Raw genomic sequence first — 25455 nt, 5'->3', positions numbered from 1 at the left:
TTACTGGTTTAAACCTTTAGAGATCCTCTAAATCCGCGGGCCGCATAATAAGAAGAAGCACCATTATGATAGACAAATACATGGTTATAGCGGCGGTCGCAGAATAAGGAACCACCTTCTTTTCTAATGGCATCTGGTGTTTTTATCCAGCTGGAGGTTTTTAAATCGAATTTGCCAAGTTCTTGTAATGCTCTGTATTCTTCTTCTGTTAAAATCTCGACTCCCATAGCTTTAGCAGCATTTACGGCACTATTTACTGGTTTATGTTCTTTTCTCGAATCCAGGGCTTCCTGATCGTAGCAGAAGCTTCTTCGCCCTTTTGGGCTTTCTTCTGAACAATCGAAAAATATAATTTCGCCAGAGTTTTTATCAAAACCAACAACATCTGGCTCTCCACCACTTTGCTCCATTTCATTTAACGACCAAAGCTTTTCTGGTTTACTTTCTAATCGGGTTTGTACCTCTACCCACTTAATATTTTTGTGGCGGTACATATGTTTTTCAAAACGTTGCGCCAAAATTTCAAGTAATGTCTTACGTTGTTCCTGTGATAGCTCTTTTTTCATTTTTAGATTTTAAAGAATTCGTTAACCTTTATATCTGAACCATTTTATAAGCTCTTTATAACTTACTTTTTTGCCATACATTAATATTCCAACCCGGTATATTCGAGAAGCAACCCAGGTAGTGAATATAAACCCTGCAACTAACAATGTCATTGATAAAGCTAATTCCCATACCGGGACACCAAAAGGTACACGTATCATCATGGCTATCGGAGAGGTTAGAGGAATTATGGATAACCAAAAAGACAATGGGCTGTCCGGATTGTTCACGATTACATTCATACCAATGATGAAGGTAAAAATAAGCGGTAGCGTAATTGGAAACATAAATTGTTGCGTTTCCGTTTCACTATCTACAGCCGAGCCAACTGCAGCAAAAAGTGCACTATAGATTAAATATCCTCCTAAAAAATAGAAAATAAATGTGCTGATGATATAACTGAAATTAATGGTGTCTGCCGCTTTGAAAAATTCCTGAGTAGGAGAGTGGTTCAAATCCTGTTTTATTTCTGGTTTTGACAATTTCTCTGTTTTATTTGTTTGGATTTCTTTAGATAAATAACCGCCAGCAAAAGAAGAAATAGCCGTGGTAAGTATAATCCACATTAAAAACTGAGTAAGCCCAACGGCGCCGATCCCCAATATTTTTCCCATCATTAACTGAAAAGGTTTTACAGAAGAAATGATCACTTCTATAATCCTGTTTGTTTTCTCTTCGATAATTCCACGCATCACCTGCGTTCCGTAGATTAATAGCGAAAGGTATATTAAAAATGCTGAAACGAAGCCTACTACGTACGTTGCGATGATGTTTGCATCTTTTTCACCTTCTTCCGTAAACTGTTTGGTTATAATAGAAACCTGTGGTTTAACCCGGTTCAGAATTGCAGTATCGATTCCGCTGGCTAACAGTTTATCTGTTTCAAGGATGTTAGAAAGCTGCCTTTCAATCTGATTGATATTTGAAGGGCTGGCTTTTTTCTCCGAAATTATTTCTATACTACCTTTTTCGGCGTAATTGGCTGGGATATATAGTAAAAAGGTCTCTTTTTTTCTTTTTATGTCTTTTTTTAGTTTTTCATAATCTTCGTTCGAAAACGAAAAAGAAATACCATCATCATTTTTAAGCTTTCCGGTGAATTGTCCGCTTTGATCCAGTACAACGAAATTTTTTGTTTGACTATTATTATCTTTTAATATGAAAAAAATAGCACCGTACATTGCTATAAACAGCGAGGGTACCAAAAAAGTTAAAATTATAAAGGATTTTTTTCTAACCCGACTTAGATATTCTCTTTTAATAATGAGCAGGATTTTTTGCATGTTTTTTAGTTGAGATGACTTACCTTTTCAATGAAGATTTCGTTAATACTTGGTATTACTTCGTTAAGGTAATGAATGTTAACTCTGGGGATTAGCTCGTTTAATACATCGTTCACTTTATAGCCTTCGTGTAGGTGAATAGTTAGTTCTGTAAAATCGTCAGCTGTAAGTGTCTTTTGAATAACAGAGAATGTATTTGGATTTAAATCTCCGAAATCTCCCTCCAGTTGAATTTTAAAAGTCCCATTTCTATACGAGTTTTTGATATCCCTTACACTTCCATCTAAAATTTTCTTCGATTTATTAATCAGTGCGATATGGTCGCACAGTTCCTCTACAGTTTCCATTCTGTGAGTCGAGAAAATAATGGTCGCACCTTGTTTGTTCAGTTCCAATATCTCTTTTTTAATGATATCTGCATTCAGGGGGTCAAAGCCGGAGAAAGGTTCATCTAATATAATGAGTTCCGGTTCATGCATTACAGTAGCTACAAACTGAACTTTCTGTTGCATCCCTTTCGACAAATCTTCGACCTTTTTATCCCACCAGTCCTGCATTCCCATTTTCTCGAACCAGTATTTAATTTTTTTTATGGCATCGGTTTTATTTAATCCTTTTAATTGGGCAAGATATAAAACCTGTTCGCCTATTTCCATCTTTTTATAAAGCCCCCTTTCTTCCGGTAAATAGCCGATTTTTTCGATATGTTTAGAACTCAGCTTTTCCCCGTCAAAAAGAATTTCACCACTATCCGGTGCAGTTATTTGATTTATAATTCTTATAAGTGATGTCTTTCCCGCACCATTTGGGCCTAATAAGCCAAAGATTTGTCCTCTTTTAATCTGTAAGCTAACATGGTCGAGAGCTCGGTGTTTGGAATATTCTTTAACTATGTTTTGTATATCCAGCATAATGTGCTTGTTATATGTTTTACAAAGATAGAATTGACTGGAAAAACAAACGCAGATTTATATAAATCTGCGTTTGTTAATTAGTTTACAGGCACCAATTTAAATATTCGGCCAGGATTTTCTACGGCAATATAGATGTAACCGTCAGGCCCTTGTCTCACATCTCTAAGCCTTCCAATGTTTTTGAAAAGTATTTCCTCATGAACTACTTTGTTGTTTTTTAGCTCACATCTGTTTAAATACTCAAATCTGAGAGAGCCAATAAGCGCATTATCTTCCCAACCTTTATAAATAGGGGAATTCACAAAAGTCAAACCACTTGTGGCAATAGATGGGATCCAATAATGTTGTGGTTGTTCCATACCCTCCTTGTGTGTAATATTGGTAATTGGGGTTCCATTATAATTGATTCCATATGAGATCACAGGCCATCCATAGTTTTTCCCGGGTTGTACAATATTTAATTCATCTCCACCTCGTGGGCCATGTTCATTAGACCATAAAGCCCCTGTTTTGGGATGAAAGGCCAGACCCTGCGGGTTTCTGTGGCCATAAGAATATATCGATCCAGGTGTTTCTGTTTGTCGGGTAAATGGATTGCTTTCTACAATAGAGCCATCATCTTTTATCCGATGGATTTTTCCCAGGCTATTACGTTTAAGGTTTTGCGGATTTTCTTTTTCGCGTCCGCGTTCTCCAACTGAAATATATAAATAACCATCTTTCCCAAAAGCCAGTTTACCACCGTAATGATGTTGAGTTGTTAAATAAGGCTCGGCTATAAAAATATCTTTTTGTTCCGAAAGGTTATTACCAACCAATTTTGCCTTCATTACCGCTGTCGTCACTAATGTTTTCCCGTTCTCCTGCTTAGGTTTTGAGTATGATAAATAAATGGTTTGGTTTTTCTCAAAATCGGGATGAACCAATACTTCCATTAATCCCCCCTGACCTTTAGCTAGAACTTCTGGAGTGCCGCTAATTTTGGTATTGGTTTTATTTTTTGATATTCTGGTTAGTGTTCCTCCACGGTCGGTTGATAAAATATCGCCATTTGGTAAAAAGGAAATAGACCATGGAATATTGCCTCCGGCATATATAGTATCTAACCTGATTTTTAATTTCTCGGTTTGGAAAATATTAGATTTTGGTTTATCAGAACCTGAATATTTATCCATTCCTGCGATGCCTTTTAAAATATAATCAGCAAGAGCATAAATTTCACCATCTTTAAAAGCGGTTTTAAAGGAAGGCATTCCACCTTCTTCATATCCATTTTTGATAGACTTGAAGATATTTTCCCGGGAATTCCCATACTTCCATTTCCTGTCAGCAAAAGCTTCCATTTTTTCTCCGTGACAACCAGAACAATAAGTTTTGAAATGGATAGCAGCTTTGTTTAAACTTTTGTCCTGAAAAGTATTTTTAGATTCTTTTTTTTCTTCTATAGGAGAGAAGGATAATGATCCAATAGCAAGAATTCCTATCGAGATAAAAGAAAGTTGTTTCCACATAATCTAGAAGTTATTTAATATATATTTATAATATTCAGAAAAGTTTTGGTAACTATCAAGTGATCTTAATGAATATATGGAGTTATTAAACATTTAAGCCCGATTTACCGGGCTTAAACGTTAATTTCTTAAACTTTATAATATTGTTCCCATCCTTTTCGTGGCGGAGGGCCCATTAATAACTGATTTGCTATTTTGCTATTTGTAATTGTGTTTTTCTTTCTGTCGAAAACGATTTTGGTATTTAATCTTTGCGTTAAAACCCCTAAAGAGAAAACCTGACTCAATGGTCCGGAGATTTCGAAAGGAGACCGTGTTTTTTCTTCTCCTTTACAAGCCAATAAGAAATTTTTAAAATGATTAGATGGGCTTTTGGGAACTTCAGGTAATATGGAAGCCATATCTTTTGCTTTTTCTTCAGGAATTATTGATAGTATGCTGCCATGAGACCCTCCCTTAAATGTCAAATCTTTACTGTAAATTATTTTTCCCGGATTTAATTTAACTGGTTCCAACTTGCCAGTACTTGGAGGTGGAATATTAGGGTCTAATCCGGATACCCCGTAACCATTAGGAATTGGTGGCAAATTGTTTATTCCGTCATACCAGGTAATATCCAAAGCAGGCATGCCTTTGCGCTCAGGAAACTTAAATGCGATGGTTGATGCCTGAGGGAAGAAAAATTTGTTGTAACCATCAAGTTTAACGGGGTTTATTTCATAAGGTAATCCTAATTCTAAGAATTCATGAGCAGTATCAATTATATGTGCTCCCCAATCACCCAATGCTCCTAAACCGAAATCATACCAGCATCTCCATTGACCATTTATGAAGTCTTTATCAAATTTATGCGGTTGGGACGATGCCAGCCATAAGTCCCAATCCAGAGTGTCGGGGATATTTCCATTTGATGGTAAAGAAGTGATTTTTGTATCCCAACCGTGCCAACGACGCGGAGAATTCATATGAGCGGTAATGGCAGTTACGTCTTTAATAATACCAGCTTCTTTCCAAGCTTTAAATTGGAAATAGTTAGCTTCAGAATGCCCTTGGTTACCCATTTGAGTAACGACATTTGGATATTTTTTAGCAGCCTTAATTAATAATTCACATTCATGAAATGTTCTCGCTAGAGGCTTTTCGACATAAACATGTTTTCCTAAAGACATAGCCATCATGGTAATAGGAAAATGCGAATGATCTGGAACACCAATAGACACGGCATCTATCTGATTTGCCATCTTGTCAAACATCTTTCGAAAATCTTTAAATCGAGGCACATCGGGGAATTTGCCTAAAATTTTTGCTGTATGCGGTGCTTCCATGTCTACATCACAGAGCGCAACAATATTGGCTAATCCGGTAGCATACAGTGCTTCTATAATCTCAGCCCCTCTATTGCCTATTCCACAACAGGCAAGGTTTACTTTTCCATTCGCCCCAATAATTTTCGAGCTTTTTAAGATATTTGTTCCAGCTAATAATAAACTGGGGCTTATTGCAGCTGCGGATGATGCAATGATAGTTTTTTTTAGAAAGGATCTTCTAGAGAAGTCGTTCTTTTTCATTTCGTTTTGTTTTATTTTGATTTGGTAAGTTTGTGTTAGCCATTAAGGGGTTAAACATAGATATGATGTTGAATTTAATTTAGCAAAATTATATCCCTTGAATACATGAATTGGTTAAAGTTATTCCTAATAAATTTTTTTAATTCTAAGCAGTAAGTGCTTCCTTGTATTCATACTAGAATCTTTGGTTAATTTTTCTTAACAGAATTTAGGTTATTTAGATGATTGATCCTAATATACATCTTTAAACAATATTTAAGTAGAATATGGTAAAAAGAAATTATATCTGATTTTATTTAACCGTTGAATGCTTTTTTAATAAAGATAAAAAGAGCGAAGAGAATTAAATAAAAAATCCCAGGCAAAGCATGGGATTTTAATTTTATGTATTTAGACTGATATTTTTTGAAAGATTACTCGAAATACTCTTTCATTCTTTCGAAAAAGCTTTTTTCATTTTTACCGGGGTTAGGTTTGAAATTCTGAGAATTTCTCAACTTTTCTAAAAGTTCCCTTTCCTCATTATTTATAGTCTTAGGAGTCCATACATTAACCTGTACCAATTGATCACCTTTGTGGTAAGAATTTACTTCAGGAATACCTTTTCCTTTTAATCTTAAAATTTTACCACCTTGTGTTCCTGGTTCCAATTTTATTCTGGCTTTGCCATCAATTGTTGGAATTTCAATGCTTGTACCTAATGTAGCATCAACGAAACTTACATGTAAATCATAAATAACGTTACTACCTTCGCGTTTTAATGTTTCATGAGGTATCTCTTCAATTAAGATAATAAGATCTCCGGGAATACCGCCTCTTGGAGCTGCATTTCCTTTACCGCTCATGCTTAATTGCATACCTTCACTAACGCCCGCAGGAATATTGATACTGATGGTTTCTTCGCCTCTGACAATACCATCGCCATGGCAAGATGTACATTTAGAAGTTATAGTTGTACCTTCTCCATTACAGGTAGGACAGGTGCTGGTTGTTTGCATCTGACCCAAGATAGTATTTGTAACGCGTCTTACCGAACCTGTTCCGCCGCAAGTTTTACAGGTTTGTACAGAATTTTTATCTTTCGCGCCCGAACCATGACAGGTATCACATACAACCTGCTTGTTTACTTTTATTTTCTTTTCGACACCATGTGCAATTTCTTCTAATGTAAGTTTTACTTTAATTCTTAAATTAGATCCACGTTGTGTTCTACGACCCCCACTACGTCCGCCGCCACCGCCGAAAAAGCTGTCAAATGGACTTCCTCCACCAAAAATATCACCAAACTGACTGAATATATCTTCCATATTCATGCCTCCGCCACCATATCCTCCGCCGAAGCCACCTTGTGCTCCAGCATGTCCAAACTGGTCGTATCTTTGGCGTTTTTCTGGATTGCTTAATACTTCATAAGCTTCTGCAGCTTCTTTAAATTTTTCTTCTGCCGCTTTGTCATCTGGATTTTTATCCGGATGATATTTGATAGCCAGTTTTCTATAAGCTTTTTTTATCTCGTCTGCGGAAGCTGATTTGGAAACGCCAAGTACGTCGTAATAATCTCTTTTGCTCATTTTATTCTTTAATTATGCGCCTACCACAACTTTAGCGTAACGTATTACCTTGTCGTTCAAATAATATCCTCTTTCCAATTCGTCTATAACTTTTCCTTTTAAGTCTTCAGAAGGAGCAGGTATATTGGTAACCGCTTCGTGTATATCAGCGTCAAATATTTCGCCTTTGCTTTCCATAGGTCTAAGGCCCTTTTGACTTAACAGCGATTTCAATTTGTGATGAATCAGTTCAACACCTTCTTTAACAGGAGCAAGATCCTGTGCACTTTCTATCGATTTCTCGGCCCTTTCAAAATCATCTAAAATAACAAGAAGAGAAACAATAACATCTTTCCCCGCAGTTTGTAAAATATCTATACGCTCTTTCGAAGTTCTACGTTTGTAGTTATCAAATTCGGCATATAACCTCAAATATTTGTCATTAGCTTCGTTAAGCTCTGCTTTCAATTTATCCAATTCAGATACTTCAGAAGTTACTTCTTGTTCGTTTGTTTCGTTATTCTCTACGGTATTGTTAATATCTTCGGTATTTTCCTGAAGATTTTGATCTTGCTGATTTTCTTGTGTATTTTCTGCCATTTTGCTATTCTCCTGTCACTTCTATTAGTAAATTATGGGTATTATTGACACCTTATGTTAAAATGCTAAAACTTTGCCATAAAAAAAAGCAGTCAATCTGTCAGCAATTTACAAACATGATTGACTGCTTTTATTTTTTAAACAGTAATGTTGTCAAGAACTTTTCCGTTTTCACATTTGATGATACGGGATGGGAATGTCCTTATGATATGATAATCATGGGTAGCCATAATTACAGCAGTACCAGATTGGCTGATTTGTCTTAATAAAATAATAATTTCCTCGGAGGTTTCGGGATCCAGGTTTCCTGTAGGCTCATCAGCTAGAATCAATTCCGGATCGTTTAGCAAAGCTCTTGCGATAACAATACGTTGTTGCTCTCCACCGGAAATTTCATGAGGCATTTTTTTGATTTTGCTTCTAAGTCCGACTTTATCGAGTACGTCTTTTATACGTTCATCAATTAAATTCTTGTCTTTCCAGCCTGTTGCTTTTAAAACAAATCGGAGATTTTCTTCTATAGTACGATCGGTTAATAACTGAAAATCCTGAAAAACTATTCCTAATTTTCTTCTTAAAAAAGGTACCTCATTCTCTTTTAAGGTTTTCAAAGGAAAGCCCACAGCATGGCCTTCTCCATTTGCGATATGAAGTTCGCCATACATTACTTTAAGAAGACTACTTTTCCCAGAACCTGTTTGTCCAATTAAATAAACAAATTCACCTCTGCTTACCTGAAGGTTTACACCAGATAAAACCAGGTGTTTTTGTTGAAAAATGTCAACGCTGTTTAATTCTATTACCGAGTTTCCAATCATTAGATATCAAGTTTAAGAATCTTACCAAACGGTAAATCTTGTATTAAGTTCATTATATATTCAGCCTTATCTCCCAAGCCTATTTTTTCTAAGGATTTATCAGGTCTGTCTACCCTAAAATAGGCCAGAAGTGTGAATTTTTCATCACGAAGTTGTACATAATCAGGGATTTTAGCTACTCCTTTGACTTTGATGATATACATATTTTCCAAAGTTAGAACTTTTTGTCTATTGAAAAACCTATTTGTCAGTTCAAAGAAGACAAAAATTTCAATGTGTTCACGCCATCAGCATAATCCCAAAGATTTGGTTGTTGGCTATTTCCGAAAAATGTTGTAGCAAGAGCGCTGTCAGTTAAACAGCTGGATACCAACACCTGAATATCTTCCTTTTTGCTTTCCAAAAGTTCTTTTACTGCTTTCAGATTTTCGTATTCTTCATAAAATATAACAGATAAAGGAGAGCTCAAAGCCTCGTTTTTAGCAACCAATAAGAAACCATTATCTAAATGTTCTACTTTGTTAACTAAGAAAATCGATTTGTTATAATCGTAATTGTTATTGTATTTATGATGATTGATAATAGGGTGATATTCTTCTATTGCTTCAAAAAAGAGAGTGAAATCATATCCTTTAGGTACATAAAGCTTTGAAACATTTCTACAGCCTAATCCAAAATAATCCAATATATCCCGACCTAAGGCTTTTAGCTCCTCCGTTGTCTCCTTTCCATTTAATACCGCAACACTATTCCTGTTCTTACGAATAATGTGGGGAACTTTGGAGAAATAATATTCGAAATAACGTGAAGTATTATTACTTCCGGTAGCTATAACTGCATCAAAGCCATTTAATTTGTCAATCAGCTTAATCTGTTCTTTAAAAGAAGGTTCGAATTCGATAAGTTTATTCAAAATCAAAGGAATCAAAATATCATCACTGGTGGACAACTTAATTAAAGCTATGTTATCTGATACCAAAACGGCAAGTATATCGTGAAAACCAACCAAAGGGATATTCCCAGCTAAAGTAAGGCCTATTTTTTTGCGTGAACCAAAAGAATAGTTACTTGTCCATTCTAATAAATTTTCTTTATTTAACAGTCTTCCTGTTGCTATAACTGCATTCTTTACCTGATCTTCTGTAAACCATGCATTTTTGTTTTTTGCCAGTATAATTGCATTATGTAAAGCCTCGTCTTCACTTAGCAAATAGTCACCAAGTCGGGATAAAGCTTCAATTTTTACTTCTTTATTAAAAATAGACATATTCGTGAAACTCAAATGCTGTAAATGTCTTATATTTGCAGCTAAATTAGAATACAAAACTACGTTTAAGGCGTTAGATTATTATAAGATATGGCTATTAAAATTACAGATGAGTGCATAAATTGTGGAGCATGCGAACCTGAATGCCCAAATAATGCGATTTATGATGCTGGCCAGCCTTGGAAATTTTCTGAAGGTACAGCTTTAAGAGGAATTATCGACTTTGGTGGGGGGGATACTTTAGATGCTGATGAAGCACAAAGTGCTATTTCTGACGAAGTATATTATATTGTTTCTGATAAGTGTACAGAGTGTGTAGGTTTCCATGATGAGCCACAATGTGCTGCGGTATGTCCGGTAGATTGTTGTGTAGATGATGAAGACGTTAGAGAGTCTAATGAAGAATTATTAGCAAAGAAGGCCTGGTTACATCAGGAAGCTTAATCATATATCCTTTAAGATTTTTAAAAGCTTCTAGTTGACTAGAAGCTTTTTTTATTCCTTTTCTTTGTGTGGAATGACTAAAACGGGACAGTTTGAGTTTCGCATAACACTTTCAGCAACAGATCCTGAAAGGAAGAGATCAAGGCCTTTTCTGGAATGGGTACCCATTACGATTAATGATGCATTGAATTCCTGTGCAACATTAATGACTTCGTCTTTGACGTTTCCTTCCAGAATAAATTCACTGACGGTGACATTTTGGCCAAGCTCTTCTCGCAGTTTTTGGAAAAGTTGTTTAGCAGCCTCTCTTTGTGCATCCATCATATCAGGAATAATAATTCCAGGATCACCGAGTATGGGATCGCCAGTCATGGAGGTTGTGATAGGATATGCACTGATATGCACTAAGGCAACTTCGGAGCCCAAAGATTTTGCTAATTTGAAGCCATATTCTGCGGCTGCATAAGAAAATTTGCTATCATCAACCGCAATTAAAATTTTATTAAAAATAATCGAATTTTCCATGATATTTGTTTTAGGTTAATTTACACAATAATCTTTCCATAAAAAAATGATTAATTCGAAAGCATCAACTTTTTTAGCAGTAATCCCGGTAAGGGCTGAAGCATCGCATCGGTCAGAAATTATTTCACAGGTGTTATTTGGCGAATATCTTGATGTTTTAGATAAAAATGGAGAATGGATCAGGATAAAAACTTTATATGATGATTACGAAGGTTGGGTAGATGAAAAGCAAATAGTGTATGTAGGAGAGGAGGATTTGAGTATAAAACTAACCAACGTTTTTGGACAGTTCGTTATCAAAAACCAGACAGATAATAAAGTTTTTTTGCCATTGGGAGCAAGTTTGCCGATTAATAAGCAGGGACAAGTTCAAATCGCACAGCATATTTACGATATAACTTCTGAAAATGTCCGACATGTTATGAAACCGGATATTTCTACTTTCAAGGAACATATTCTGGATATTGCGAAGCAATTTCTAGACGTACCTTATTTATGGGGTGGGCGTACGCATTTTGGAATAGATTGCTCTGGTTTTTCGCAAATTGTTTATAAAGTGTGCGGAATCAAGATTAAACGCGATGCATGGCAACAGGCTGAACAAGGGAAATTGGTAGATTTTCTTTCCCAATCTCAAACCGGAGATCTGGCATTTTTTGATAATGAAGAGGGCAGAATAACCCATGTTGGGATTATGATTAATAATAACCTGATTATCCATGCATCCGGGCGAGTTAAAATTGATCTGATAGATGATCAAGGGATTTTTTCTTCAGACCTTAAACGATATAGTCATAAGCTAAGGATAATCAAGCGTTATATTTAGCTTTCAAAAGTCCAGACATTGATGTTTTTGTCATCACCGGCAGAAATTAATAAACGTCCATCCGGGCTCCAAATCATGCTATTGATGGAATGGGTATGGCCAACGCCCACTTTTTCTAAACTAAGTATTTTTAGTAAACGGTAGTCCTTAGTGTCCCAAATTTTAATACTTTTATCCTGGCTGGCAGTGGCAACGTAGTCTAAAACAGGATGAAATGCTATGGAATAAATGGAGAACAAATGTGCCGGGACCTGCTTTTCTAAACTATAGTTGCTTTTATTCCATGTTTTTAATTGAGCGTCTCTGCCTCCCGAAAGTAAATGCAGATTATTTGGATGGAAAGAAAGAGAAGTAACAGGTTTATCATGCGCCTGAAATTCAACTTTTAATGCAAAATCATCTATGTTGAATATTTTGATTAATCCGTTTTTTGTTCCAATAGCCAGTTCCTTTTCATCATTACTGATTGCAATAGTTCGGATAGTTGTGTCGCTCCCGTGAAACTGATAAAGGTGTTTGCCATCTGCATAAGACCATATATTTACCAACCCATCTTCGCCTACGGAAATAATTTCGCCCTTGCTTTTAATAAATTTTATGTCAAAAACAGCCTTATGGTGACTGTTAAGGACATAGCTATTTTTTTTATCATTCAGGTTGAATACCGAGATCAAACCACTTCTCATCCCTACATATATTTTGTCTTCAACATTTAAAATAACATAAGAAGAGCTATTTATAGGCATCAGCACTTTAGAGAAAGCTAATGTTTCAAAAGACCACTCCACAACACCTTTATCGTTGCCAGCGCTAAAGAAAACGTTTTGATTAATGGCGTTGCTTAGCGCGTAAATGGGATTTTGATGACCTTCTAAAGTTTTTAAATGCTTAATCATTTTACAAAAGTAAATGAAATAAATTTCTCAGAAGACAAGAAATAGCACAGCTTTGTAAAAATAGGGAAAATGGTTTTATCACTTTAAAATATTAATCAAATAAGCTATATTAATCGATTAATATAGCATATAAATTATTGAAGGAGATGGAGGAACAAGTTATATTGGTAAATGAAAATGATGAAGCTATTGGAACGATGGCGAAGCTGGGTGCGCATCTAAAGCCTACTTTACATCGGGCGTTTTCAGTTTGCCTATTTAATGATAAAGGAGAAATGTTGTTGCAAAAAAGAGCCTCTGGTAAATACCATTGCGGAGGATTGTGGACAAATACCTGTTGTAGTCATCCAAGGCCCGAAGAAGATACTTTAAATGCCGCAAATCGAAGGTTAATGGAAGAGATGGGAATTACAACCGAACTTTCCGAAGTATTTGATTTTACCTATCAGGCAGTATTTGATAATGGACTATTTGAGTATGAGTTTGATCATGTTTTTTTTGGGACATTTTCTGATAAGCCATTAATCAATACAGAAGAAGTTGAAGACTGGAAATATTTGAGTTTAGAAGATATAAGGATAGATTTATCTCGCAACCCAGAGAAGTATACTCCTTGGTTTAAGTTGATTATAGAGAAATTAGATAACTAAAATTGTCAGGGTATTTTTACTTAGAAGATAACTTTCGGATTCGGTTAGGGTGAATCCATTCATCATATAGTTCGCCCCAGCCGTCATATCTAATTTTATATTTTTCTCCCTGATTCTCCAGTATAATACCCTTATACCAGCTTCCCGACCATTCAATTTCAATTTTTTCTCCGATATTATATTTTAATATGGGAGTTACCTTTTTATCTACTTTGTTATTTGCAGACTCTTTCAGGTTTCCTAATGCAGAGGCGTTTTTATTTGAATTAGATTTATTATCTTCATTTATTGACGTAACTACAGCATTTTCATTGGCTTCCCATCTTGTTCCGGTAGCGGCGTGTCCACCTACTTCACCAAACAGAAATATCAATTGGTTAGATTCTTTTTTGTGCCAAAAATCGTAAAAATTATTGTTTTTGTCTGATATTCTAAAATATACACGCCCTTCCTCTCCATACCAAGGGTTTACACGTTTCAGTACTCCCTTTTTATCGCCCCACATATAACTGGCATCAGACTTTATTGTTAGTTTATTCATTGGTGCACCGGGTTTATATTCTCTATAAAGATCAGCATCCTTAAGAGTATAAGTCACAGCTCCGGGGATCCAAACTTCCCAGTTTCCAATAAAAGGAGTTAATGAATTAATTTGCTTAGTTTTTTCACTGGCGTTATAATCCGGTAAGAGGAAGAAAATGCATAGACAGCTTATAATGGTTTTCATAATTCGAATTGGTTTTGCAATAAACTAAATTTTAATTTTTAGGTTGTTCCATAAATTACCTATTATAAATTATAAAACTTTTTTAAGATATCAAAAGTTCTAAGCTAACTTAATCTGACCGACGAGTTCGAACTTTAAGTTATTTATGCCTTGATTCAAGGTTTTTAGCAATATCAGCTAATGTGAATCCTTTTTCTCTTAATAAAACCAAAAGGTGGAAAATCAAATCAGAAGATTCGTTAATGAAATCAATCTCTCTTTCTGCTAAAGCTGCAATTACGGTTTCGACACCTTCTTCGCCAACTTTTTGTGCAATTTTATTGATTCCTTTGTTTCTTAATTTATTTACATAAGAGCTTTCGCTTGGATTTTCATATCTGTCATTGATGATATTTTCCAATTCGAAGAGAAAATTCTGATTGTATTCAGTAAAAAAGCAGCTTCTCGAACCGGTGTGACAAGTAGGCCCCACGGGTTTTGCCTTCACTAAAATAGTGTCCTGATCGCAATCAATGGCAATGGACTCTACTAACAGAAAATTGCCACTTTCTTCACCCTTAGTCCATAATCTGTTTTTAGATCTGGAGAAAAAAGTTACCTTTTTGTCTTCTTCTGTCTTAATAAGAGCTTCCTGATTCATGTATCCCAACATCAAAACCTCTAAGGTTTTAACATCCTGTACAATAACGGGAACCAAACCTTCACCTTTATTAAAGTCTACTTTATTAGCTAAGCTCATGACAAAATAATTTTTGATATCCTGTTATAATCTAACAGGAATGTTGTTTTCTTGTAATAGTTTTTTCAGCTCCGGAATTAAGATTTCTCCGTAATGAAAAACTGAAGCAGCTAATGCTGCATCTACATTTGTTTTTTGAAAAACATCTATGAAATCCTGTTGACTTCCCGCGCCGCCAGAGGCAATAACCGGGATACTCACCATGTCGTTAATCTCTTTCAATAGTACATTATCGAATCCCGATTTAGTACCGTCTTTATCCATTGAAGTCAATAAGATCTCACCGGCTCCACGATTCTCAGCTTCTTTTATCCAATTTTGAGTTTGGATTTCGGTAGCTAAACGGCCACCGTTTAAATGGACGATATCACCTTCAGGTAAATGTTTGGTATCTACAGCCACTACAACAAACTGAATTCCGAAAGCTTTCGCCAGTTCATCAATCAATTCCGGTCTGCGAACAGCAGCAGAATTAATCGAAATTTTATCAGCACCAGCATTTAACAATGCTTCGGCATCTTTAATTTCGCTTATTCCACCACCGATAGTAAAAGGAATATTGATTTGGCGAGCAACAGCCTTTACCATTTCCAGGGTAGTTTTACGCTTTTCGTGAGTTGCCGTGATATCTAAAAAAACTAATTCATCGGCTCCCTGTTGAGAATATTGCCAGGCCAATTCTACGGGGTCCCCAGCATCGCGAAGGTCGACAAAATTGACACCCTTTACCGTACGGCCATCCTTAACATCCAAACAAGGGATAATACGTTTACTTAACAAGACTTAAGAATTAGATTATTATAAAGAAGTTAATGCTTTTAAGTTCCACATTTTCACATCTTCAATGGAGATACGGTTTTCGTAAATCGCTTTACCAACAACGCAAGATTCTAATTTCAAATGGTTTAATTCCTCAATATCTTTCATTGAACTGATACCGCCTGAAGCAATTAGTTTGATAAAAGGAGAGTGGGCCAACAGTTTTTTGTATAATTCCACGCCTGCACCACCTAGCTTACCGTCTTTGCTAATGTCTGTACAAAGAAATCTGAAGAAACCTAAATTCAGACATTTGTCTACGTAATCCAATAATTTGATAGGGGAACTTTCCATCCAACCAGAATATTTAATTACTTCGTCCAATACATCGATAGCGACAACAATATGGTCAGAGAGTTTTTTATTACCAGAAACTTCCTTGCTTAAATCTTCCAGAAAGCTCGGGTTGGTAATGGCTTGAGTACCCACGATAACACGGTGGATTCCCGCGTCAATTAATTCTTTTACTTTTTCTACACTTCTAACACCACCACCATACTGAACTTTCATATCAGTTTTCTTAATGATGTCGAATAAATATTGTTGATTGCTAAAATCTCCTTTAGCACCGTTTAAGTCGATAATATGTACAAACTCGGTTCCGTTAGATTGATATGTCGTAATTTGTTCTTCTAAAGAAACTTCGTACTCCGTCACCTGATTGTAATCGCCTTCGCGAAGTCTAACAACTTTTTGATTAAGAACATCTACTGCTGGAATGATATACATTTTCTATTTATTATAAGTTTGCAAAATTTTTAAGCAGTCTTTCACCGGCCTCACCAGATTTCTCAGGGTGAAACTGAACTGCATAAAAGTTATCTTTTTGTATTGCTGCCGAGAAGTCAATCCCGTATTCACAAATTGCGGCTGTAAATTTAGTATTAAATTCTATAAAATAGGAGTGTACGAAGTAAAAGTATGTTTTATCAGCAATTCCAGTGAAAATAGGACTGTCATTTATCGGCTTTATCTGGTTCCAACCCATATGCGGAACCTTTTTTGAAACTTCTTCTTTAAAGCGAAGTGTTTTAAGCGGAATAATACCTAAAAGGTCAGAATTTCCCTCTTCAGAAAAATTAGTCAATAGTTGCATCCCTACACAAATTCCAAGTACAGGTTTGGTTAAAGCCTTAATAGCGGGAACCAATCCTGTTTCTTTTAATTTTTGCATGGCAGTACCTGCATGTCCAACTCCAGGGATAATTATTTTCTCATATTTATCAAAATCAGCTTCCGTATTGATCATGCCATAACTTAAGCCCAATCTTTCCAACGCTGAAGTGAGAGAGAATATATTTCCAGCTCCGTAATTTACAATGCCTATCATGTTCAGTATTTAGTTGTTAGTTGTCAGTTATTAGTTAGTCAACTTATAACTTTAAACTTTATACTTATAACTTTCTTATAACAATCCCTTAGTGCTAGGTAAACGCATATTGTTAATATCGCGTTTGATAGCTATTTTAATTGCTTTTGCAAAAGCTTTGAATATCGCTTCTATTTTATGGTGTTCGTTATCACCTTCTGCTTTGATATTCAGATTGGATTTTGATGCATCTGAAAAAGATTTAAAGAAATGGAAAAACATTTCTGTAGGCATATCACCAACTTTTTCTCTTTTAAATTCAGCGTCCCAAACAATCCAGTTTCTGCCTCCAAAATCTAAAGCTACTTGTGCTAAACAATCATCCATTGGTAAACAGAAACCGTATCTTTCGATACCTTTTTTGTCGCCCAAAGCTTCCAGAAATGCTTCACCCAAAGCTATACCAGTATCTTCAATAGTATGGTGTTCGTCAATATGTAAATCGCCTTTAGTGATCACTGTTAAGTCAATACCCCCATGTCTGGCAATCTGATCCAGCATATGGTCGAAGAAATGAAGCCCTGTAGAAATATTAGCATCGCCTTTTCCGTCCAGGTTAAGTTCGATAGTAATATCCGTTTCCTTGGTTTTTCTTACATGTTTAACAGCCCTTTTTCCAACTTTAAGGAATTCATAAACTTTTTCCCAGTCTGTGGTTTCTAAAGCGATTATTTCGTGAGCATTATCAATTTTGTTTTGTGCTTCCGAAGCTCCTAATTCAGGATTATTATTTAGCCAAATGGCTTTTGCACCTAAGTTTTTAGCTAAAACAACATCATTTAATCTGTCACCTATCACGAAAGAATTCGCTAAATCGTATTTTTCTTTATCAAAAAAATGAGTCAATAAAGCAGTTCCCGGTTTACGGGTAGGCGCATTGTCTCTTGCGAAAGTTTTGTCGATAATAACTTCATCAAAATCTATACCCTCATTTTTTAAAGTTTCGATAATGAAGTTTTGTACAGGCCAAAAGTTTTCTTCAGGATGAGCCTCAGTTCCCAAACCATCCTGATTACTTACCATTACCAGCTTGTAATCCAGTTCCTTTGCAATTTTAGCAAGATTGCTAATTGCACCAGGGTAAAAAATAAGTTTAGCAAAAGAATCAATCTGTTCGTCCGCTGGCTCTAAAATTAAAGTACCGTCCCGGTCAATAAAAAGTATCTTCGACATTTCAGTTTTAGTCTTTAGTTATTCGTTGTCTAGCTTAAGATATCCCCAAAGAGAATATCTTTTGCATAATTCTAAACTCTAAAATTTTTAAGAGCTTCTGTTAATGTGTTGTTTTCTTCAGGCGTACCAATAGTAATACGCACACAGCCTTCGCAAAGCTCTACTTTGTTTCTGTTTCTGATAATAATACCCTGTTCAACCAAATAATTATAAACAGCATTGGCATCGGTGGTTTTTACCAGAATGAAATTGGCATCAGATGGATAGATATCCAAAACAAAATCAAAGCCTTTCAAAGTAAGAACCAGATTATCTCTTTCTTTTAGAATATGCTTAATCCATTCATTAACCTGGTCTACATTTTTTAGTGCAGCTAAAGCCAATTCCTGCGAAGCTTCATTCATATTATAAGGAGGCTTTACTTTATTGAAAATTTCTATGATTTCTTCACTTGCAAAAGCCATTCCCACACGTAAGCCTGCCAATCCCCAGGCTTTTGAAAGAGTTTGTAAAACCACCAGGTTGCTATATTCTGTCAATTCCTGAATAAAGGATTTTTGTCTGGAAAAATTAATATAGGCTTCATCCACAACTACTAATCCATTGAAATTGGCTAACAGTGTTTCTACGTCTTCTCTGCGGATGCTGTTACCGGTAGGATTGTTTGGTGAGCAAATAAAAATCATTTTAGTATGCACATCTATTGCAGCTGCGATTCCTTCTAAATCTAATTGGTAATCTGGCGTAAGATTTACCCTTTTTAAAGAGATATCATTAATATTAGCTGAAACTTCATACATCCCATACGTCGGAGGGACGATAATCACATTGTCAATTCCCGGATTGCAAAAGCTTCTGAATAGAATATCTATAGCCTCGTCACTACCATTTCCCAAAAAAATGTTACGAGGTGGAACGCCTTTAATTTTGCTTAGTTCCAATTTAACAGCATGCGCCATTGGATCTGGATAGCGGTGGTAGTTTTTTTCCAATGGAGAACCAAAAGCGTTCTCGTTAGCATCCAGGTATACAGAAGCTTCACCCTGAAATTCGTCTCTTGCAGAAGAGTAGGACTTTAGCTTTTTGATATTTTCTCTTATTATATTATCGATGTTGAATGACATTTCGAATCCTTATTTATTGTCCGACAATCTAACCGTTACTGCATTTTTATGTGCATGTAAGCCCTCAATTTCTGCCAGAATTTCGACAGTTGGTCCTAAATTCCTTATTCCTTCTGCACTAATGTGCTGGAAGGTGATCTTCTTTACAAAAGAATCTAAAGAAACACCAGAATAAGATTTTGCATAAGCACTTGTTGGCAAAGTATGGTTAGTTCCACTAGCATAGTCACCCGCGCTTTCCGGGGTCAAATTTCCTAGGAAAACAGAACCTGCATTAACTATTTTATCCGTAATTGCCGACCACTTTTCTGTAGCCAGAATTAAGTGTTCCGGAGCGTAAATATTGCTAAAATCCATTCCTTTTGCTAAACTATCAACTAAAACAGCATAGGAGTTGGCAATAGCTTTGGCTGCGATTTCCTGTCTGGGTAGAGTTTTAATTTGTTTTTCTACTTCCAGAATAGATTGTTCAAGTATATTTTCATCAGTACAAACCAAAACAGCCTGACTATCTGCACCGTGTTCCGCCTGAGCTAATAAATCGGCAGCTACATATTTAGGATTTGCCGTTTCATCAGCCAATACCAAAACTTCGGAAGGACCGGCAGGCATATCTATAGCAGTGTTTGTGGTGGACTGTATAATGGTTTTTGCCATAGTGACAAACTGATTTCCGGGACCAAAGATTTTATCTACTTTAGGAATACTTTCCGTTCCGTAAGCCATAGCGGCAACAGCTTGTGCACCACCAGCAAGATATACTTTCTCGATACCCAGCAATTGCGCTACATAAGCCACGTAACCATTTATAGATCCGTTTTTCTGAGGAGGAGAGCAGACTACAATTTCTTTACAGCCAGCAATTTTTGCAGGAATACCCAACATCAAAAAAGTACTTGGTAAAACTGCAGAACCGCCCGGAATGTATAAACCTACCTTTTCAATAGCCCTTACTTCTCTCCAGCAGGTTACTCCGACTGATGTTTCTGTTTTTTCTTCACGAGCTCTTTGTGTCTCATGAAACTTTCTGATATTTTGATAAGCTACAGTAATAGCTTGCTTTACATCTTCCTCTATATTATTGGCTAGTTCTGCAATCGCTTGCTTGCCAATAAACATTTGGTCTAGCTCTACTTTATCAAATCTGCTGGCAAAAGCTTTTAGCGCGTCATCACCATTTGCTTTTACTTCTGCAATAATATTTTCCACAGCACCGCGAATTTCGTTATTGCTGTCTGCATTTCTGGAAACCAGTCCCCAAACAGCAGCTTCACTTAATTCGTTGTATTTATATGTTTTCATCATTGTTCAGCATGTAATTGAATTACATAATGATTTTTTCTATTGGCATTACTAAAATACCTTGCGCACCTGCACTTTTCAATTCATTGATTCTATCCCAGAAATCCTTTTCAGGAATTACTGTGTGTACAGCAACCCAGTTTTCATCAGCCAAAGCAATCACCGAAGGACTTTTTACTCCCGGCAATAAGGCAGTCACTTTTTCCAGATTTTTACGCTCTACATTTAGCACAATATATTTATTGTCTTTAGCACGAAGAACAGACTGTATCCTTTGAATCAATTCCTGAATTAATTCTTCATCCTCTTCACCTTTTCTACCAATCAAAATGGCTTCAGAAGAAATTACATCATGAAAAGGTTTTAACCCGTTGTTTTTTAAAGTTCCACCAGTAGAAACGATATCGAAAATAGCATCGCTTAATCCTAATCCCGGAGCAATCTCAACAGAACCTGAAATCATTTTGATATCTGCATTAATGCTTTCCTTTGTAAGGAAATTCTTTAAAATATTTGGATAAGAAGTAGCGATAGCCTTTCCTTCCAAATCTTTTACCGTCTTAATAGAACTGTCTACAGGGACAGCTAACTTAAGCTTACATTTTCCAAAACCTAAGCGCTGTAGATAAGCAACCTCTACCTGAGTTTCCTGTATCACGTTTTCCCCAACTATTCCTATATCAGCGATACCGTCCTGAACGTATTCCGGAATATCATCATCCCTTAAAAAAAGGATTTCCAATGGGAAATTAGATACAGAGGAAATTAAAGAACTTTTATAGTTTTCGAAACTTAGACCACAGTTTTTTAGTAATTCAACAGATTTTTCGTTAAGTCTTCCCGACTTCTGGATAGCTATTTTTAAAGTTTTCAAGATGATTTTAAATTATTAATAAAAGACTGATTTTTTGATAAAATGACAAACCGTTTTGACGTACAAAACATACTATATAACACCGCCCAAATGGCGATGATGCAGATGATGATGTACAGTGTTCAAAAACTTGTTCATTTTGTCTCTTTTAATAATTTCCTTTTGATGAGAAATATTAGATACCGCAAATATATAAAGTATTGTGATTGAATCAATGACTAATTGTAATTATTTCGTTGTTTACGGAGAAAATAAATAACTATTTAATATACTTATTATGCAGGCATACTAATTGTATTAGAGGATGAAAACAATCCTTATGAAGTTTAAACATATATTTATTCTACTGTCGTTTACACTATTTTTTTTGGTGTCTTGTAAAAAATACAAACATGAAGAGTTTGGAAGGAGCTTGTCCAAAGCTTTTAAAAGCAAAGCCTACAAAGATTTTGATACCGCGGCATATTATTCCGTATTTGCAGAACAATTAAAAAAAGAAATTAGGCAGGTTCATCATCCAAAATGGTTAAATAAAATCTATAGTGAAGAAGGTAACAGGCTCACGCTATTAGGAAGTTTTCTACTAGATGGCGGCTTAGACAGTCTATCAGGTCATTTATCGAATTCTGAAGTACACGGTTTAAATCCAGTTTATTTCCACTCAGATGATATTGCAAACCTATTGGACAGTGTTAAAAAAACTAGATTTAAAAAAATAGAAGAAATATATCCTGTGTTAGCCAGGTTGGAGATTTTAAGTGCCGACGGTTTGATTAATTACGCAAATATCTTAAAATATGGAGCTATAAATCCTAAAAAGCTTTATGGAAGATATTTTGATTCTATAGAAAGGCCTGATTTTATTGAATCGCAAAAGATGCTGGAACAAATGGATCTTATCAGCTTCCTTCGTGATTTGCAACCTAAAAATGCTGTTTATACAGCACTACAAGCAGAGATGCAAAAGGGTCTATCAGGAGATCAGAAAGAGAGGATATTTTTGAATTTGGAGAGACTGCGCTGGAAAATCTCTGATTTCCCTGAAAAGTTTATTTTGGTAAATATTCCGGAATTTAAACTGCGACTTTATGACAATCATAAAGAAGCACTGGCGATGAAGGTTTGTGTAGGCGCTACGGCTAATCCTCCTTACTCTAAAAATGGTCAAAACCACGAAACACCTGTGTTAAGTGGCACCATAGACAGAATGCAGATAAATCCGGTTTGGAATATTCCTAAAAGCATAGCAGGAAAGGAAATTATGACCAAGTTAGTCGAGAATCCTTCTTATCTGGACGAAAGCAATATGGTGGCTTATGATAAATCCGGTGCTGCTGTTAATGCACAAAGCGTAGACTGGAGTTCGGCGAGTGTCGATGATTATTCTTTTAAACAGAACCCTGGTTCAGATAATTCTTTGGGTAGGGTTAAGTTTATATTTTATAATCCTTACGCTATTTATTTGCATGACACACCAGCAAAGCAGATGTTCAATGAAAAAAACCGGGCGGTTAGCCACGGTTGCGTTAGGGTAGAGCAACCTTTAAAATTGGTTGATTTTCTTTTAAACGATCAGAAGGAAAGTGAAAAAGTGAAATCTGAAATTACTGGTAGCGATAATGAATCAAGATGGGTGAAAGTTAAAGATCCTGTAAAAGTATATTTGGCTTATTATACTGCTTTTGCAGATGATAAAGATGGGATTACTTGGGTGGATGATGTTTATGGATATGATCCTAAGCTGAAAGCCGCTTTAGAGAATTATTTGCCTCAGACTATTAATTAAAAAGACTGCAAAATTAAAATGCCCGAAATTTATAAAATTTCGGGCATTTTAATTTATATTTTGATTCCCTACTCAATACTTTTTCCCTTCATAGCATGAGAGATCGCGTGATCCATCAGTCGCTCAGCAAAAGGTCTTGTATATTCATTTAAAGTATCAATAGCAGAGTGAATTTTATCCTTGTCGTTGCTCCCTAATTCGTTTTTTAATGCTGCAATTAGTCTTTGAGTTTCATTAATCTCATCTTTCGTTAAAAAGTTAGTATTCTTTTCGATAAAACGCTCGGCAGTATATACCATTTGTTCGCCTTCAGTTCTGGCTTCAATAACCATACGTTGTGCAACATCATCTTTTGCGTTCAATACAGAGTCCAATAACATCTTTTCAACCTCTTCATCTTTAAGGCCATAAGTAGGTTTTACATCGATGTGCTGCTTCACTCCCGAGCGTAGCTCGATGGCTTCTACCGTTAAAATACCATCAGCGTTCAATAGAAAATTAATATCAACCTTAGGGAAGCCGGCTGGCATAGAAGGAATCCCTTTTAGATCAAATTCGGCTAATTTTCTGTTTTCCTTAACTAAATCTCTTTCGCCTTGATAAACAGATATTTTCATATTCACCTGGCCATCAACAGAAGTGGTATATTGTCGTCCGGCCTTGGTTGGGATTTTAGAATTTCTAGGGATGATGGTGTCCATTAATCCGCCCATGGTTTCTATACCTAAAGAAAGCGGAGTAACATCTAATAATAGAATATCTTTTCTGTTTCCAGATAAAACATCAGCCTGTATCGCCGCGCCTAAAGATACCACCTCATCAGGGTTAATAGCATCATTTACTTCTTTTTCGAAAAATTCCGCTACCTTTCTTTTTACCAAATCGGTTCTGGTAGAGCCCCCAACCATAATAACTTCATCAATATCTGAAGTTTGAAGGCCGGCATCAGTTAATGCGTTTTTACACGAAATTAAAGTTTCATTTACTTTATCAGCAATTAAGCTTTCAAAGGTTTGCTTATCAATTGCACAAAAGATATCGCCGATCTTTTCATTGAATAAATTTTGGTGTGTAAAAGATTTCTTCGCTTCTTCGGCTTTTAACCTTAATGCCTGATACGGGATGTTTTCTTGCAGATTATTTTGCTTAATCCAATAGTCTACAATGGCTCGGTCGAAGTCGTCACCACCTAAAAAGGTGTTCCCATGAGTAGATAACACTTCGAAAATGCCATTTTGAATTTTAAGGATTGAGATATCGAAAGTACCGCCGCCCAAATCATAAACAGCAATGGTTTTCTCTTCTTCGGGGCTTAATCCTATTCCGTAAGCTAAAGATGCAGCAGTAGGCTCATTCACAATACGCAGAACATCTAAACCAGCTAATTTGCCCGCATCTCTTGTTGCCTGTCTCTGCGAGTCGTTAAAATAAGCAGGAACAGTAATTACAGCCCGGTTTACTTTTGTTTTTAATGCGTGTTCGGCTCTGGCCTTCAATTCACTTAAAATTACGGCAGAAAGATCAATGGGCGTGTAATAGTTTTCTCCAATTTTAATTTTTACCAAACTCTCATCATTATCATCATCTATAATCTTATAGGAGAAGTAATCTTCATGATTTTGGATATCTTTATAAGAACGTCCTAGTAACCTTTTTACAGAAAAAATAGTGTTCTGAGGGTCTGAGATTAAAAAGTCTTTAGCTTCGTTGCCGACAACAGGAGTATTGTTTTCGTCAAAGTGAATAACCGAAGGAACAAGAATTCCCTTTCCCGAGTCGTTAATTACCTGAGGTTTGTTGTCTGGATTGATAAAGGATATCAAAGAGTTTGTTGTACCTAAATCGATACCAACAATTATATCTTCTTTTTGTAATGAACCTGTTGCCAGGTTAATTGAAATCTTAGCCATGTTAAATTTTAGTTCCTTAGTTTACTAGTCGCTAATTTTAGTTTCCCAAAAGATGATCTTGTGCACTAGCTCATTTAGTCATTGTCATTAGAAATCGTAAATCGTAAATCAAAATGAACTGTAAAGGTACGCACTTTTGCCTGATGCATTGTTATTGAAATGTAATCAAGCAAA

The 25455-nt window shown here is 35.9% G+C and carries 26 protein-coding genes; 4 read left to right on the top strand and 22 right to left on the bottom strand.

Going from position 1 to position 25455, the window contains the following annotated elements; all coding sequences use genetic code 11:
- Positions 1–8: 8 nt before the first annotated feature.
- The 10 genes from PEDSA_RS08685 to PEDSA_RS08640 form a co-directional block, all read right to left on the bottom strand.
- Positions 9–566: a DUF4256 domain-containing protein gene (locus PEDSA_RS08685; RefSeq protein ID WP_013632784.1), complete on the bottom strand. Its 558-nt coding sequence runs from the start codon at positions 564–566 to the stop codon at positions 9–11.
- Between the two features lie 21 nt (positions 567–587).
- Positions 588–1889 carry an ABC transporter permease gene (locus tag PEDSA_RS08680; protein WP_013632783.1) on the bottom strand — a complete coding sequence of 434 codons (1302 nt, stop codon included), beginning with the start codon at positions 1887–1889 and terminating at the stop codon, positions 588–590.
- A 5-nt stretch (positions 1890–1894) separates the two neighbouring features.
- On the bottom strand, positions 1895–2800 hold the full coding sequence (locus tag PEDSA_RS08675; RefSeq protein WP_013632782.1) for an ABC transporter ATP-binding protein: 906 nt from the start codon (positions 2798–2800) through the stop codon (positions 1895–1897).
- Between the two features lie 80 nt (positions 2801–2880).
- Positions 2881–4314, bottom strand: a complete 1434-nt coding sequence (locus PEDSA_RS08670) for a PQQ-dependent sugar dehydrogenase (protein WP_013632781.1) — start codon at positions 4312–4314, stop codon at positions 2881–2883.
- A gap of 128 nt (positions 4315–4442) precedes the next feature.
- Complete coding sequence (locus tag PEDSA_RS08665; protein WP_013632780.1) at positions 4443–5882, bottom strand: Gfo/Idh/MocA family oxidoreductase; 1440 nt, start codon at positions 5880–5882, stop codon at positions 4443–4445.
- 413 nt (positions 5883–6295) lie between these two features.
- Complete coding sequence (dnaJ, locus tag PEDSA_RS08660) at positions 6296–7453, bottom strand: molecular chaperone DnaJ (protein WP_013632779.1); 1158 nt, start codon at positions 7451–7453, stop codon at positions 6296–6298.
- Between the two features lie 12 nt (positions 7454–7465).
- Positions 7466–8032 (bottom strand): nucleotide exchange factor GrpE, encoded by a 567-nt coding sequence (locus PEDSA_RS08655; RefSeq protein ID WP_013632778.1) that lies wholly within the window; start codon positions 8030–8032, stop codon positions 7466–7468.
- 137 nt (positions 8033–8169) lie between these two features.
- Entirely contained in the window at positions 8170–8850 is a 681-nt protein-coding gene (locus tag PEDSA_RS08650; protein ID WP_013632777.1) for a cell division ATP-binding protein FtsE, read from the bottom strand.
- Positions 8850–9053: a hypothetical protein gene (locus PEDSA_RS08645; RefSeq protein WP_013632776.1), complete on the bottom strand. Its 204-nt coding sequence runs from the start codon at positions 9051–9053 to the stop codon at positions 8850–8852. Before PEDSA_RS08645 ends, PEDSA_RS08650 begins: the two co-directional genes overlap by 1 nt.
- Positions 9054–9097: 44 nt before the next feature.
- The gene (locus PEDSA_RS08640) at positions 9098–10117 is read right to left on the bottom strand and encodes an acyl-CoA reductase (protein ID WP_041537023.1); all 1020 of its coding nucleotides are present in this window, start codon (positions 10115–10117) and stop codon (positions 9098–9100) included.
- 90 nt (positions 10118–10207) lie between these two features.
- Here PEDSA_RS08640 and PEDSA_RS08635 point away from each other — a divergent pair, with 90 nt between their 5' ends.
- The gene (locus tag PEDSA_RS08635; protein ID WP_013632774.1) at positions 10208–10561 is read left to right on the top strand and encodes a 4Fe-4S dicluster domain-containing protein; all 354 of its coding nucleotides are present in this window, start codon (positions 10208–10210) and stop codon (positions 10559–10561) included.
- Between the two features lie 51 nt (positions 10562–10612).
- Here the strand turns inward: PEDSA_RS08635 and PEDSA_RS08630 are convergent, their stop codons facing one another.
- Entirely contained in the window at positions 10613–11086 is a 474-nt protein-coding gene (locus PEDSA_RS08630; RefSeq protein ID WP_013632773.1) for a universal stress protein, read from the bottom strand.
- A gap of 46 nt (positions 11087–11132) precedes the next feature.
- Between PEDSA_RS08630 and PEDSA_RS08625 the strand changes: the two genes are divergently transcribed.
- Positions 11133–11912: a C40 family peptidase gene (locus PEDSA_RS08625; RefSeq protein ID WP_013632772.1), complete on the top strand. Its 780-nt coding sequence runs from the start codon at positions 11133–11135 to the stop codon at positions 11910–11912.
- Here the strand turns inward: PEDSA_RS08625 and PEDSA_RS08620 are convergent.
- Positions 11909–12808, bottom strand: coding sequence for a WD40 repeat domain-containing protein (locus tag PEDSA_RS08620; RefSeq protein WP_013632771.1), 900 nt, complete (start codon positions 12806–12808; stop codon positions 11909–11911). The genes PEDSA_RS08625 and PEDSA_RS08620 overlap by 4 nt on opposite strands.
- Positions 12809–12954: 146 nt before the next feature.
- Between PEDSA_RS08620 and idi the strand changes: the two genes are divergently transcribed.
- A complete protein-coding gene (gene idi / locus PEDSA_RS08615; RefSeq protein ID WP_013632770.1) occupies positions 12955–13458 on the top strand; it encodes an isopentenyl-diphosphate Delta-isomerase in 504 nt (167 codons plus the stop codon).
- A 16-nt stretch (positions 13459–13474) separates the two neighbouring features.
- Here idi and PEDSA_RS08610 read toward each other — a convergent pair whose 3' ends face one another.
- The 9 genes from PEDSA_RS08610 to hisG form a co-directional block, all read right to left on the bottom strand.
- Positions 13475–14185: an agenet domain-containing protein gene (locus PEDSA_RS08610; protein WP_013632769.1), complete on the bottom strand. Its 711-nt coding sequence runs from the start codon at positions 14183–14185 to the stop codon at positions 13475–13477.
- A gap of 139 nt (positions 14186–14324) precedes the next feature.
- The gene (gene hisIE, locus PEDSA_RS08605; protein ID WP_013632768.1) at positions 14325–14924 is read right to left on the bottom strand and encodes a bifunctional phosphoribosyl-AMP cyclohydrolase/phosphoribosyl-ATP diphosphatase HisIE; all 600 of its coding nucleotides are present in this window, start codon (positions 14922–14924) and stop codon (positions 14325–14327) included.
- A gap of 24 nt (positions 14925–14948) precedes the next feature.
- Positions 14949–15704: an imidazole glycerol phosphate synthase subunit HisF gene (hisF, locus tag PEDSA_RS08600; RefSeq protein WP_013632767.1), complete on the bottom strand. Its 756-nt coding sequence runs from the start codon at positions 15702–15704 to the stop codon at positions 14949–14951.
- Positions 15705–15722: 18 nt separating this feature from the next.
- Complete coding sequence (locus PEDSA_RS08595) at positions 15723–16472, bottom strand: 1-(5-phosphoribosyl)-5-[(5-phosphoribosylamino)methylideneamino]imidazole-4-carboxamide isomerase (RefSeq protein WP_013632766.1); 750 nt, start codon at positions 16470–16472, stop codon at positions 15723–15725.
- Between the two features lie 10 nt (positions 16473–16482).
- Complete coding sequence (gene hisH / locus PEDSA_RS08590) at positions 16483–17073, bottom strand: imidazole glycerol phosphate synthase subunit HisH (RefSeq protein WP_013632765.1); 591 nt, start codon at positions 17071–17073, stop codon at positions 16483–16485.
- Positions 17074–17148: 75 nt separating this feature from the next.
- The gene (hisB, locus tag PEDSA_RS08585) at positions 17149–18285 is read right to left on the bottom strand and encodes a bifunctional histidinol-phosphatase/imidazoleglycerol-phosphate dehydratase HisB (protein WP_013632764.1); all 1137 of its coding nucleotides are present in this window, start codon (positions 18283–18285) and stop codon (positions 17149–17151) included.
- Positions 18286–18356: 71 nt separating this feature from the next.
- Complete coding sequence (gene hisC / locus PEDSA_RS08580; RefSeq protein WP_013632763.1) at positions 18357–19409, bottom strand: histidinol-phosphate transaminase; 1053 nt, start codon at positions 19407–19409, stop codon at positions 18357–18359.
- 9 nt (positions 19410–19418) lie between these two features.
- Complete coding sequence (gene hisD, locus PEDSA_RS08575) at positions 19419–20711, bottom strand: histidinol dehydrogenase (RefSeq protein WP_013632762.1); 1293 nt, start codon at positions 20709–20711, stop codon at positions 19419–19421.
- A gap of 22 nt (positions 20712–20733) precedes the next feature.
- On the bottom strand, positions 20734–21585 hold the full coding sequence (gene hisG / locus PEDSA_RS08570) for an ATP phosphoribosyltransferase (protein ID WP_013632761.1): 852 nt from the start codon (positions 21583–21585) through the stop codon (positions 20734–20736).
- 319 nt (positions 21586–21904) lie between these two features.
- On the opposite strand from hisG, the gene PEDSA_RS08565 reads away from it, so the two are divergent.
- Complete coding sequence (locus PEDSA_RS08565; protein ID WP_148233519.1) at positions 21905–23371, top strand: L,D-transpeptidase family protein; 1467 nt, start codon at positions 21905–21907, stop codon at positions 23369–23371.
- A 68-nt stretch (positions 23372–23439) separates the two neighbouring features.
- Here PEDSA_RS08565 and hscA read toward each other — a convergent pair whose 3' ends face one another.
- The gene (gene hscA, locus PEDSA_RS08560) at positions 23440–25281 is read right to left on the bottom strand and encodes a Fe-S protein assembly chaperone HscA (protein WP_013632759.1); all 1842 of its coding nucleotides are present in this window, start codon (positions 25279–25281) and stop codon (positions 23440–23442) included.
- Positions 25282–25455: the final 174 nt, after the last annotated feature.

The sequence above is a fragment of the Pseudopedobacter saltans DSM 12145 genome (assembly GCF_000190735.1).
Taxonomy (GTDB): Bacteria; Bacteroidota; Bacteroidia; order Sphingobacteriales; family Sphingobacteriaceae; genus Pseudopedobacter; species Pseudopedobacter saltans.
The sequence above is the reverse complement of the archived record's forward strand: the minus strand, read 5'-3'. Positions and strand labels throughout refer to the sequence as shown.